We start from the raw sequence: 11,637 nt of genomic DNA, 5'->3' as shown, positions 1-11,637 counted from the left end.
CCCGCGTACGCACGGAGGCCCCGACCGCCGGAGCGGTCGGGGCCTCGTTAGCGACGTGGGTCAGGCGGCTTCCATGATCGCCGTGACGCCCTGGCCACCCGCGGCGCAGATGGAGATGACGCCCTTGGAGCCCGAGCCCTTCTCGGCCAGCAGCTTCGCGAGGTTGGCGACGATGCGGCCGCCGGTCGCGGCGAAGGGGTGGCCCGCGGCAAGCGAGGAGCCTTTCACGTTGAGCTTGGTGCGGTCGATGGAGCCCAGCGGCTCGTCGAGGCCGAGGCGGTTCTTGCAGAACACCGGGTCCTCCCACGCGGCGAGCGTGGTGAGAACCTGCGAGGCGAACGCCTCGTGGATCTCGTAGAAGTCGAAGTCCTGCAGCGTCATGCCCTCGCGTTCGAGCATGCGGGGCATCGCGTACGCCGGGGCCATGAGCAGGCCCTCGCCGCCGTGCACGTAGTCGACGGCGGCGGTCTCGTACGCGGTGAAGTAGGCCAGCGGCGTCTGGCCGTGCTCCTTCGCCCACTCCTCGCTCGCGAGCAGCACCACGGATGCACCGTCGGTCAGCGGCGTGGAGTTCGCGGCGGTCATCGTGGCCGACTCACCCTTGCCGAAGACCGGCTTGAGGCTCGCGAGCTTCTCCAGCGAGGAGCCGGGACGCAGGTTGTTGTCCTTGTCCAGGCCCTTGAAGGGCGTCATCAGGTCGTCCTGCCAGCCCTCGTCGTACGCCGCGGCGAGGTTGTGGTGCGAGGCGACGGCGAGCTCGTCCTGGGCCTCACGGGCGATCTTCCACTCCACGGTGGTCAGCGCCTGCGACTCGCCCATGGACTTGCCGGTGCGGGGCTCGGAGTTCGCCGGGATGGAGGGGATCAGGTCCGAGGGGCGCACCTTCGCCAGGGCGGCGAGCCGGCCCTGGGTGGACTTGGCACGGTTGGCCTCGAGCAGCTTCTTGCGCAGACCCTCGCCGAGGGCGATGGGCGCGTCGGAGGTGGTGTCCACGCCACCGGCGATGCCGACGTCGATGGTGCCGAGGGCGATCTTGTTGGCGACCTGGATCGCGGCCTGGATGCCGGTGTCGCAGGCCTGCTGGATGTCGTACGCCGGGCTGTCGGCGTCGAGCTTGGAGCCCAGCACCGACTCGCGGGTCAGGTTGAAGTCGCGGGCGTGCTTGAGCACGGCGCCGGCGACGACCTCGCCCATGCGCTGCCCCGCGATGCCGTAGCGGTCGACCAGGCCGTCGATGGCCGCGGTGAGCATCTCCTGGTTGGACGCCGTGGCGTACGCGGTGTTGGAGCGGGCGAACGGGATCCGGTTTCCACCGATGACGGCTACGCGTCGAGTCTCTTTCTGCATGGCAGCATCCTGTCGTCTCAGGTGTGGGCGGGGAACAGTCTGAGGGTCACGTCACGAAAAGTGGACCGTGAGTTACACCGCTCGTTACATTTTCGCCGGGCCCGGCCCTGCTCTCGACTCCCCTGCACTCGACTCCTCGGAGGAACCTCGCACATGAGCGACCGCTACCAAGCCTTCACCAAGACCCCCGTCGGCAAGCTGCTGGTGAAGAACCTCGGTCTGCCCGACCCGGTCGAGCTCGACCGCTGGTCCGAGGGCGACCCGCTGGTGCAGGGCACCGTCGTCATCGGCGGCGAGGGTCGCCTCGCCGACGCCGTCGCGACCTCCTGCCAGGCGCTGGACATCTCCGCGGTGCGCACCACCAGCCAGGGCGAGAAATACAAGGCCCTGGTCTTCGACGCCTCGGGTCTGACCGACCCCACCCAGCTGGTCGCGCTCACCGAGTTCTTCACCCCGCTGCTGCGGAGCCTGGAGAAGTGCTCGCGCATGATCGTGCTCGGCACCCCGCCCGAGCTGTGCAAGGACAACAACGAGCGCATCACCCAGCGCGCGCTCGAGGGCTTCGTACGCTCCCTGGGCAAGGAGGCCGTCAAGGGCGGCACCGCCCAGCTCGTGTACGTCGCCGAGGGCGCCGAGGGCTCGCTCGACTCCACCCTGGGCTTCCTGCTCTCGCCGAAGTCGGCGTACGTCTCGGGCCAGGTCGTGCGTGTCGGGGCCGTCGGCTCGAAGAAGGCGCAGCCCATCGCCGACGCGGCGAAGCCGCTGGCCGGCAAGGTCGCGATCGTCACCGGCGCCTCCCGGGGCATCGGCGAGCAGATCGCCCGCGTGCTGCAGCGCGACGGCGCGAAGGTGCTCGGCATCGACGTGCCGCAGGCCGCCGACGAGCTCGTCGCCGTCACCACCGAGCTCGAGGGCGACCACCTCGCCCTGGACATCACGGGCAAGGACGCGCCGCAGCGCATCGCTCAGTACGTCAAGGACACCTACGGCGGCGTCGACGTCGTCGTGCACAACGCCGGCATCACCCGCGACAAGAAGCTCGCCAACATGAGCGAGGACCGGTGGACCTCCACCATCAACGTCAACCTCGTCGCGCCGCAGAAGATCACCGCCGAGCTGCTCGAGCAGGGCCTGATCAACGACAACGGCCGCGTCATCGGGGTCTCCTCGATCGCCGGCATCGCCGGCAACATGGGCCAGACCAACTACGCCGCCTCCAAGGCCGGCGTGATCGGCTTCGTCGACTCCCTCGCGAAGGACCTGAAGAAGGGCGTGACCGTCAACGCCGTCGCCCCGGGCTTCATCGAGACCAAGATGACCGCCGCCGTGCCGCTCGCCACCCGCGAGGTCGGTCGACGACTGAACTCGCTGTCCCAGGGCGGCCAGCCCGAGGACGTCGCCGAGACCATCGCCTGGTACGCCTCCCCCGGCTCCACCGCCGTCAACGGCAACGTGGTGCGGGTCTGCGGCCAGATGATGCTGGGCGCCTGATGGCGGGCTCCACGACCGAGACCCGCCTGGTCGAGGACCCCTCGGCCGGCATCGGCACGATCCTCAAGGCCGCCCTGCCGCTGGTGCCCGGCCTGAACCAGGTGCCGGGCATCAAGAAGTCCGGCGGCGACCTGCCCGACCTCACCCTGCGGTCCGAGGGCGTCGAGATCGACCCCGAGCACGTGCGGGCGTACGCCGAGCTCTGTGGCTTCGAGCCGAGCGAACGACTGCCGCTGACCTACCTGCACATGCTGGCGTTCCCGCTGCACATGGGCATCCTGACCGACAGCTCCTTCCCGTACCCGGCGGTCGGCACGGTCCACCTGGAGAACCGCATCACGCGGCACCACCACGTGGCCCGGGGCGCGAAGGTGGACGTCGAGGTGACCGCGACCAACAAGCGTCCCGCCGCGAAGGGCAGCGTCTTCGACATGGTCGCCTCGGTGACCAGCGAGGGCGAGGTCGTGTGGGAGTCGACCTCGACCTACCTGCGGGTCGGCAAGCGCAACGAGGACGGCGAGAAGGGCACCGAGTTCGCCGAGGTGCCCAAGGGGCCGATCACCTGGAAGCTCGACGCCGACCTCGGTCGGGAGTACGCCGCCGTCTCGGGCGACTACAACCCGATCCACCTCTACCCGCTCACCGCGAAGGCGCTCGGCTTCCCCCGCCAGATCGCCCACGGCATGTGGACCAAGGCGCGCTGCGTCGCCGCTCTGGAGAACCGGATCCCCGAGAGTGCGACCGTCGCGGTGGCGTGGAAGAAGCCGGTGCTGCTGCCCACGAAGGTCGACTTCGGCTCGGCCCGCGCCGAGGGCGGCTACGACTTCTCCCTCACCCGTCCCAAGGACGGCGCACCGCACCTGCTGGGGTCCGTCCGCGCCACCTGACGCCGAGAGGGGTCAGTAGCGCGGTCGGCCGAACTTCTGGCTGCGGGCCGCTGCGGCGCGCCGCTCGAGGGAGTTCACGACCCAGCTCGTCCACGTGGCGGTCGCCGGGTCCCACAGGCCGAGGTCGTCGCGGCCGTCACCGTCCCAGTCGCCCACGGCGGGCAGCAGGGCCGAGGCGAGGTCGGTCTCGGTGTTGAGCTCGAAGGCCTCGGGCTCGGGCGCCGGCTCCGGGGTCGTGGGCGGCGCCTCCGCGGTCTCCGGCTCGGCCGGGTCGGCCTCGGGGTCGGTGAGGGTCGGGTCCGGTGCCGGATCGGCCTCGGGGTCGGTCGGCTCCTCGACCTCCACCTGGCCCGTCACCGGGTCGGGATCGGTCACCGGGTCCTGCTCCACGTCCTTCTCGACCGGCCCGGTCACGGGCACCCGGACATCGAAGGGCTGACCGGTCCCCGGGTCGATGACACGCAACGAGAACTCGGCCGCGGCCGGGTCGAAGGAGCCGACGTCGTCGAGGCCGTCACCGTCCCAGTCCCCCACCAGCGGCAGGGAGCCGTCGCCGCCCCACCGCACCCGCGTACGCTTCTTGTCCGCCCGCGGCATGACGAACATCCCGGCCTTCGGTCGGTAGAACGCGAGGGTGTCGCGGCCGTCGCCGTCGAAGTCGCCGGCCAGGAGCTGTGCCGTCCGCGGGGCGAAGCGGCGCGAGGTCTCCTGCCCGTCGAGCCCGCGGAGGACGACGGTACGGCTCAGCGCGTCGCGCGCTGCGACCCCGTCGCGCCCGTCGCCGTCCCAGTCGCCGGCCACGACCTGGTCGGTCGCGGACCCCAGGGCCACGCGCTGCACCTGCTTCGGCGCCACCTTGACCCGGAAGACACCCTGGGCGCCACGCGCGAAGACCCCGCGGTCGCTGGTGCCGTCACCGTCCCAGTCGCCGGTGAGGGGCGCGTTCGCGCAGTTCTGGCTGCGCAGCTCCCGGTCGTAGACGAACGGGTACTGGTGGAAGAACGGTTGGCCCACACTGGAGCCGTAGCGCTGCTCGTAGTGCAGGTGCGCACCGTAGGAGCCGCCGGAGTTGCCCAGCAGCCCGATGACCTCGCCCTGGTCGACGTACGCGCCCTCCTGCACCAGGAACTTCGACAGGTGGGCGTAGACCGTCGACTCGCCGTTGCCGTGGTCGATGAAGACGTACTTGCCGTAGCTGGTGTCACCCACGTCGTTGACGCGGTAGACGTGGCCGGCCGCCGAGGCGACCACGGGCTTGCCGAAGTCGTCGGCGGCGTTGAAGTCGATCGACCAGAAGCTGGGCGAGTGCGACGCCCGGGTGCTGCCGGCCCACCGCTCCCCGCACGGGAACGGCAGCTCCTGGTCCACCGACGGCGCCGCGTACGCGACTCCTCCGCTGCCCCAGATCAACGCAGCGGCGAGTCCCGCGGTCAATGTCGTGGTCCGAGCCGTTCTCAGAGCAGGCTTGCGCACGGGCTTCCCCTCCCAGGTCAGGCCGCGACCCTTCCCCAGGCCCCGACCGCGTGGATCTCACGCTAGGTCGGGGTGTCCCCCCACGTCCGACCAACGGACCGAACTTGACTCTGGCGTCCGGTCCGCTCAGGGACTCTGCCACGCATCCGCGCCGCTGCCCACCCTTTCGGGTAGATCCGCCGGGCGGCCGCCGCTCAGTCGCGCAGCCGGATGAGGCCTTCCTGGGCGACCGTCGCGGCCAGCACCCCGTCACGGGAGAAGACCCGGGCCAGTGCCAGACCGCGCGATCCGACGGCCGAGGGCGAGGCCTGATCGTAGAGCCACCACTCGTCCGCGCGGAGCGGTCGGTGGAACCACATCGCGTGGTCCAGGGAAGCAGGCTGGAGGCGCGGCGAGCCGATCGAGATGCCGTGCGGCACCAGCGCCGACCCCAGCAGCGTGAGGTCGCTGGCGAAGGTCAGCACGGCGGTGTGCTCGACCGGGGAGTCCGACAGCTCGCCGGCCACGCGGATCCACAAGCGCTGCTGGGCCACGTGCTCGGGGGACTCCAGCTGCCCCTGCGGTGCGCTGGAGCCCGCGTACCGCACCTCCAGGGCGGACCACTCGCGCTCCCAGTGGTCGGCGCGCTCGGGAGAGCGGGCACGGAAGACGTCAGCGATGCTGATGCAGTCCTCGGGGTCGGGGACGTCCGGCATCGGCTCGGCGTGGTCGAGACCCTCCTCGATCACCTGGAAGCTGGCGGTCAGGTAGAAGATCGCGTGCCCGTGCTGCCGGGCGACGACGCGACGCGTCGCGAAGGATCGCCCGTCACGCAGCGCCTCGACGTCGTAGATGATCGGGACGCTCGGGTCACCGGGCCGCAGGAAGTAGCTGTGCAGCGAGTGCACCGGCCGGTCGGCGTCCACGGTGCGCGCGGCGGCCACCAGCGCAGAGGCGGCGACCTGCCCGCCGAAGACCCGCTGGAGCGTGGTGTCGGGCTGCTTGCCGCGGTAGAGGTTCGGGTCGATGCACTCGAGGTCGAGCAGGTCCAGGAGCTCGTGGACGCTGCTGGGCATCAGAGATCGCCGTCCTGGTCGTCGCCGCGCTGCTCGGGCCGGTCCGGGCGGGGCGGACGGTCGGGGTCGAGCCCAGCGAGGAACGCCTCGAACTGCGACCCGAGCTCGTCGCCGGTGGGCAACGGCTGCTCGGTGGCCAGCAGCCCCGCGCCGGACTCCTCGGCACGGGCGAAGGCGTCGTACTGCTGCTCCAGCCCCTGCACCACCTCGCGCACCTCCTCGGAGTCCGCGATCTGCGCGGCGATCTCGCCCGCCTTGCGGGCGGCGTGCTCGCGCAGCGCCTCGCCGTCGAGCTGCAGGTGCAGGGCGCCGGTGAGCGCCTCGAGCAGGGCGACGGAGGCGGCCGGGTAGTCGAGGTTGGCGAGGTAGTGCGGGATGTGGGCGACGTACCCCATCGCGTCGTGGCCCCACTCCCCCAGGCGCAGCTCGGTCATCGACGACGCCGAGGCGGGTACCCGGATCTCGCCGGACCACATGTTGGCCTGGCTCAGCAGGTGTGCGCCCGTGGCGTGCTGGGTGAGCTTCACCGGCCGGGTGTGCGGCACCGCCATCGGCACCGAGCCGATGCCGACGGTCAGGCGTACGCCCAACCGGTCCACGACGTGCTTGACCGCCGAGGCGAACCCCTCCCAGTGCATGTCGGGCTCGGGACCGTGCATGAGCAGGAACGGGGTGCCCTCGGCGTCGGTCATCGCCCGGACGACCAGGCGCGGGGTGTCGTACGCCTCGTAGTGGTCCTGCGCGAAGGTCAGGGCGGGGCGACGGGCGCGGTAGTCGTGGAGCTCGTCGACGGCGAAGCTGGCCACGACCTTGCCCGGGCCGGCCACCTCGGTCGAGAGCAGGTGCTGGACCAGCAGCGAGCCGGCGTTGCCGGCGTCGAGGAAGCCGTCCAGGCAGTGCAGCAGCACGGGGCCCTCACCGTCGTCGGCGCCCTCGACCTGCCTCACGACGTCGTCGACGACGTGGACGAAGCGGGTGGGGTCCGGCATGGGTCTCCTCGTGGTGCGTACGGATGGGTCCGCCCAGCCTAGTGAGGTGCGGGGCGCGCGTGCTCACCGGTCGTAGGTGGTGAGGACCAGGTCCACCGCGTTGCGCACCAGCTGCTCGGAGTCGATCCCGATCACGGCTCGGAGCACGGCGTCCTGGTCCTCGTCGCTGGTGCCGTCCCCGGCCGCCATCCGGCGCACGAGCCGCCACACCGCGGCCTCGCCGCGCTCGGCCGCGATCCACTCCATGGCGTACCAGGACAGGCCGTAGTGCCAGTCGGCCCCAGGACCGTTGAACGTGGCGGACGCAGGCAGCGACAGGTCCACCGGGCGCCCTTCGGCCAGTCGGGTCTCGATGCGGCGGGCCCGCTGCACGACGCTGATCGCGATCCTGGTCTCGGTCGGTGCGAGACCGAGTGCGCCGACGTACTCCGCGAGGCCCTCGGAGACCCACACCGGTGCGCCGTCGTCCCTGGTGCCGACCGCGACGTGGAGCAGCTCGTGGGTCACCAGGCGCCGCAGGAAGAGGCTGTCGGACCGCAGCACCTCGGGGTTCAGCGCGAACCGGAACGAGGCGATGCCCGGCCGGCCCGGCTCCTCGTAGACGGGGAAGGCCAGCGCCCCCACCCGCGCGACGTCACCGCCGGGCACGTCGTCGATGGCGGCGATGACCTCCTCGGCGCCGGTGGCGTAGGCGACCACGTCGCCGTCCCAGTCGAAGGGCACCGCCTCACGCACGCGCGCCGTGCCCTGCGCCATCTCCTCGAGCAGTGTCGGGGCGCGGTCGGCGCTGGCCGCGTCGAGCAGCAGGAGCGTACGGCCCACGTCGTCCTGGCGGCGCACGTCGAGCTCCACCAGGTCCCACGGTGCCCGCCCCAGGGCAACGTCCTCGGTGCCCTCGACGTCATCGACCGCCACGACCTTGTACCCCTCGTCGGTGCGCGAGACCGTGAAGCCGCCGACGCGCGAGACCGGTGCGTCGTCGAAGCCGCGCAGCCTCATGGTGGTGGTCACCACCGGCAGGAACATGCCGCTCGCGCGGCCGCGCCGGGCCGGCAGCGCGGCCGGATCCCACTGCTGGGTGCCGACCTCGTAGCTCAGCACGCCGACGGGCAGCTGCTGGAGGTTGCGGAACCACCGGCGCTGCTGCTGGACGAAGCCCTCGGCCACCCCGGGCCCGGTCGCCAGACCTGCGGTGAACGCGGTGAGGTCACCGGCACGGACGGCGGCCGCGCGCTCGTCGAGGAGCTGCTGCACCAGGGCGTAGCGAGGGTCGGCGGTGGGCCCGTCCGGGCCGAGGGTCGGCCCGGCTGTCGGGTCCGGCGATTCGGTCCCCGGCGTGGGATCAGAGGTCGGTTCGGTCGTCGCGGCGGGTGTTGCCGGCGCAGAGGGCGTGCACCCGGCAAGCAGCAGGGCGCCCGCACCGAGGGTCGCGGCCAGGCTCCGGCGTACGCCAGCCCTCACGGTCGCTGCTCAGGACCGGTCGGCGGGTTCACCGGTCGAGGTCCCGGTTGCTCCGGCTGTGTCGCCGGCGGTCTCCCAGCTGGTGACCTCCTCGACGATGCCGCGGGCCAGCGTCTGGGCGGACAGGCCGCTGCGCTCCAGCAGCACCGGTCGCTTGGCGTGCTCGAGGAACTCCTGGGCGATGCCGTGGACGCGTACGGGCACGTCGACACGGGCGTCGGAGAGCAGCTGGGCGACAGCGGCGCCCACGCCGCCGACACGGCCGTTGTCCTCGACGGTGACCACGAGCCGGTGCTCGCGGGCGACGTCGACGAGGGCCGGGTCGAGAGGCTTGACCCAGCGGGGGTCGACGACGGTGACGCCGACTCCTTGGGCGACCAGTCGCGAGGCGACGTCGAGGCTCGTGGTGGCCATCGCGCCCGCCGAGACGATCAGCACGTCCTTGGCTCCCTGACGGGCCAGCACGTCGCACCCACCGACGGTGTCGACGGCCTCGACGTCCTCGGGCGGGGCGCCCTTGGGGTAGCGCAGCACCGTCGGCGCGTCGTCGACCGCGACGGCCTCGCCCAGCAGCTCGCGCAGCCTGGCCCCGTCGCGCGGCGCCGCCAGCCGCAGACCCGGCACGACCTGCAGGATCGACATGTCCCACATGCCGTTGTGGCTGGCGCCGTCGTCGCCGGTGACGCCGGCGCGGTCCAGCACGAAGGTGACGCCGCAGCGGTGCAGCGCGCAGTCCATCAGCACCTGGTCGAAGGCGCGGTTGAGGAAGGTGGCGTACACCGCGACGACGGGATGCAGGCCGCCCATCGCCAGACCGGCGGCGGAGGTGGCGGCGTGCTGCTCGGCGATGCCGACGTCGTAGGTGCGGTCGGGGAACGCCGCCGCGAAGCGGTCGAGGCCCACCGGGTGCATCATCGCCGCGGTGATGGCCACGAGGTCGGGACGCCGGGCGCCCAGCGCGACGATCTCCTCGGCGAAGACGTCGGTCCAGATGCGGCCCTTGGGTGCCTCGACGCCGGTGTCGATGTCGAACTTGCCGGGGGCGTGGAACTGGTCGGCCTCGTGGCGCTCGGCGGGGTCGTAGCCGAAGCCCTTGCGGGTGATGACGTGGACGATGACCGGGCCGTTGAACTTCTTCGCCGCGGCCAGGGCCTGCTCCAGGGCCTCGAGGTCGTGCCCGTCGACCGGCCCGACGTACTTCAGGCCCAGGTCCTCGAAGAGACCCTGGGGCGCGAAGGCGTCCTTCATGCCCTTCTTCATCGCGTGCAGCGCGTCGTACACGGCGGGCCCGACGCCGCGCACACCGTGCAGTCGGTGCTTGACCAGGTCGAGCACCTGCTCGTACCGAGGGCTCGTGCGCAGGCTCGTGAGGTGCTCCGCGACGCCGCCGACCGTGGGGGTGTAGGAGCGTCCGTTGTCGTTGACGACCATGACCAGGCGCCGGTCAGGGCCGGCCGCGATGTTGTTCAGCGCCTCCCAGGCCATGCCGCCGGTGAGCGCCCCGTCGCCGATGACGGCGACGACGTGGCGGTCCTCGCCGCGCACCGCGTACGCCTTGGCGAGCCCGTCGGCGTATGACAGCGCCGTGGAGGCGTGGGAGTTCTCCACCCAGTCGTGCTCGGACTCGGTACGGCTGGGGTAGCCCGAGAGGCCGCCCTCCTGCCGCAGACCGTCGAAGTCCGCCAGGCGCCCGGTGAGCATCTTGTGGACGTAGGTCTGGTGGCCGGTGTCGAAAACCACGGGGTCGCGCGGGGAGTCGAAGACGCGGTGGATCGCCATGGTCAGCTCGACGACGCCGAGGTTGGGGCCGAGGTGGCCGCCCGTACGCGCCACGATGCTCACCAGCGCGTCGCGGATCTCCGCCCCGAGGTCGGTCAGCTGCTCGGCGTCGAGCGCGCGCAGGTCGCGCGGGGAGGTGATCGACTGCAGCAGACCCATGGCACCGATTCTAGGGGGCCGACGAGGGCCGGACCCGTGACCGGTCAGAGGTCGACGACCGCGACCGCGGGCTCGACCAGGCTGCCCAACCACAACCGCCCCTCGTGCTCGCGCGCTCCGGTGACCATGTGGAAGCTCCCGGCGTCGAGATCGATGTCGCGCTGGGTGCGGCCCTGGTCGTCGACCGCGAGGGCCCGCGCGGTGCGGCGTACGCCCGGCTGCAACCTCTGCGGCAGCCGGAGCGCGGCACGGCGTACGCCCAGGGGCATGCGGTGCTGCAGGATCTCCAGGGTCCGGTCACGCGGCGAGGCCAGCGTGATCCAGATGCGGTCCTCGTGCCGGGAGAGGTTGTCCGGATAGCCCGGCAGGTCCTCGCACAGGGCATCGGTCTGCCCCGCCCGACGGCCCGTGAGCCAGTAGCGAGTCACTTCGCGCCGACCGGTCTGCGCGACGGCGACGAAGCTCTCGTCGCGTGCCATCACCACGCCGTTGGCGAAGGCCAGACCCTCGAGCTCGACGGTCACCGTGCCGTCCGGTCGCAGCCGCAGGAGCCGTCCGGTGCAGGTGTGCTCGGCCAGGTCGTGCTTCCAGCCCTCGACGCCGTGCTCGGTGCTGGAGTCGGTGAACCACACGTCGCCGTTGCTCGCGACGGTCGCGTTGTTGCAGAACCGCATCGGCCGGCCCATGACGAGGCCCACGAGGGTGCGTACGCGGCCCGTCTCGACGTCGACCGCCAGCACCCCCTTCGACGCGTCGCAGACCAGCAGCCGGCCGTCGGGCAGCCACTCCAGACCCAGGGGCCGGCCGCGGGTGCGGGCGAGCACCTCGCAGGTGCCGGTGTCGGGGTCGACGCGGTGGATGATGCCGTCGTCGGTGCCGGTGAGCACGCGTCCCGCGGTGTCGACCAGCACGTCCTCGCAACCGTTGCCGGGCACCGGGACCACCGTGGGGGCACCGGTGGTCGTGCGGGCAAGCATGCTGCTGAGACTAGACGCG

At 71.8% G+C, this 11,637-nt stretch carries 9 protein-coding genes; 2 read left to right on the top strand and 7 right to left on the bottom strand.

Annotation, left to right across the window (positions count from 1 at the left end; translation table 11 throughout):
• Positions 1–60: 60 nt before the first annotated feature.
• On the bottom strand, positions 61–1,347 hold the full coding sequence (locus KLP28_15290; protein ID QWC84894.1) for an acetyl-CoA C-acetyltransferase: 1,287 nt from the start codon (positions 1,345–1,347) through the stop codon (positions 61–63).
• Positions 1,348–1,500: 153 nt separating this feature from the next.
• Here KLP28_15290 and KLP28_15285 point away from each other — a divergent pair, with 153 nt between their 5' ends.
• Complete coding sequence (locus KLP28_15285; protein QWC84893.1) at positions 1,501–2,838, top strand: 3-oxoacyl-ACP reductase; 1,338 nt, start codon at positions 1,501–1,503, stop codon at positions 2,836–2,838.
• Positions 2,838–3,725, top strand: a complete 888-nt coding sequence (locus KLP28_15280; GenBank protein ID QWC84892.1) for a hypothetical protein — start codon at positions 2,838–2,840, stop codon at positions 3,723–3,725. Before KLP28_15285 ends, KLP28_15280 begins: the two co-directional genes overlap by 1 nt.
• A 12-nt stretch (positions 3,726–3,737) precedes the next feature.
• Here KLP28_15280 and KLP28_15275 read toward each other — a convergent pair whose 3' ends face one another.
• The 6 genes from KLP28_15275 to KLP28_15250 all read right to left on the bottom strand — a co-directional run bounded on the left by KLP28_15275 (position 3,738) and on the right by KLP28_15250 (position 11,618).
• Positions 3,738–5,159: a peptidoglycan DD-metalloendopeptidase family protein gene (locus KLP28_15275; protein QWC84891.1), complete on the bottom strand. Its 1,422-nt coding sequence runs from the start codon at positions 5,157–5,159 to the stop codon at positions 3,738–3,740.
• Between the two features lie 233 nt (positions 5,160–5,392).
• Entirely contained in the window at positions 5,393–6,253 is an 861-nt protein-coding gene (locus KLP28_15270; GenBank protein ID QWC84890.1) for an acyl-CoA thioesterase II, read from the bottom strand.
• Positions 6,253–7,242: a PAC2 family protein gene (locus tag KLP28_15265; protein ID QWC84889.1), complete on the bottom strand. Its 990-nt coding sequence runs from the start codon at positions 7,240–7,242 to the stop codon at positions 6,253–6,255. Before KLP28_15265 ends, KLP28_15270 begins: the two co-directional genes overlap by 1 nt.
• Positions 7,243–7,305: 63 nt before the next feature.
• Positions 7,306–8,496 (bottom strand): DUF1570 domain-containing protein, encoded by a 1,191-nt coding sequence (locus KLP28_15260; protein ID QWC84888.1) that lies wholly within the window; start codon positions 8,494–8,496, stop codon positions 7,306–7,308.
• A gap of 216 nt (positions 8,497–8,712) precedes the next feature.
• Positions 8,713–10,641: a 1-deoxy-D-xylulose-5-phosphate synthase gene (gene dxs / locus KLP28_15255; protein ID QWC84887.1), complete on the bottom strand. Its 1,929-nt coding sequence runs from the start codon at positions 10,639–10,641 to the stop codon at positions 8,713–8,715.
• 44 nt (positions 10,642–10,685) lie between these two features.
• A complete protein-coding gene (locus KLP28_15250) occupies positions 10,686–11,618 on the bottom strand; it encodes an SMP-30/gluconolactonase/LRE family protein (GenBank protein QWC84886.1) in 933 nt (310 codons plus the stop codon).
• Positions 11,619–11,637: the final 19 nt, after the last annotated feature.

The organism is Nocardioidaceae bacterium (assembly GCA_018672315.1).
Classification (GTDB): Bacteria; Actinomycetota; Actinomycetes; order Propionibacteriales; family Nocardioidaceae; genus TYQ2.
Note: the sequence above shows the minus strand (reverse complement) of the source record. Positions and strands in the feature narration are given on the sequence as shown.

Bases quoted from the DNA above. Each gene is read 5' to 3' on its own strand.
- KLP28_15285 (QWC84893.1), top strand. From the start codon at position 1,501: ATGAGCGACCGCTACCAAGCCTTCACCAAGACCCCCGTCGGCAAGCTG.
- dxs (QWC84887.1), bottom strand. From the start codon at position 10,641: ATGGGTCTGCTGCAGTCGATCACCTCCCCGCGCGACCTGCGCGCGCTC.
- KLP28_15250 (QWC84886.1), bottom strand. From the start codon at position 11,618: ATGCTTGCCCGCACGACCACCGGTGCCCCCACGGTGGTCCCGGTGCCC.
- KLP28_15265 (QWC84889.1), bottom strand. From the start codon at position 7,242: ATGCCGGACCCCACCCGCTTCGTCCACGTCGTCGACGACGTCGTGAGG.
- KLP28_15270 (QWC84890.1), bottom strand. From the start codon at position 6,253: ATGCCCAGCAGCGTCCACGAGCTCCTGGACCTGCTCGACCTCGAGTGC.
- KLP28_15290 (QWC84894.1), bottom strand. From the start codon at position 1,347: ATGCAGAAAGAGACTCGACGCGTAGCCGTCATCGGTGGAAACCGGATC.
- KLP28_15280 (QWC84892.1), top strand. From the start codon at position 2,838: ATGGCGGGCTCCACGACCGAGACCCGCCTGGTCGAGGACCCCTCGGCC.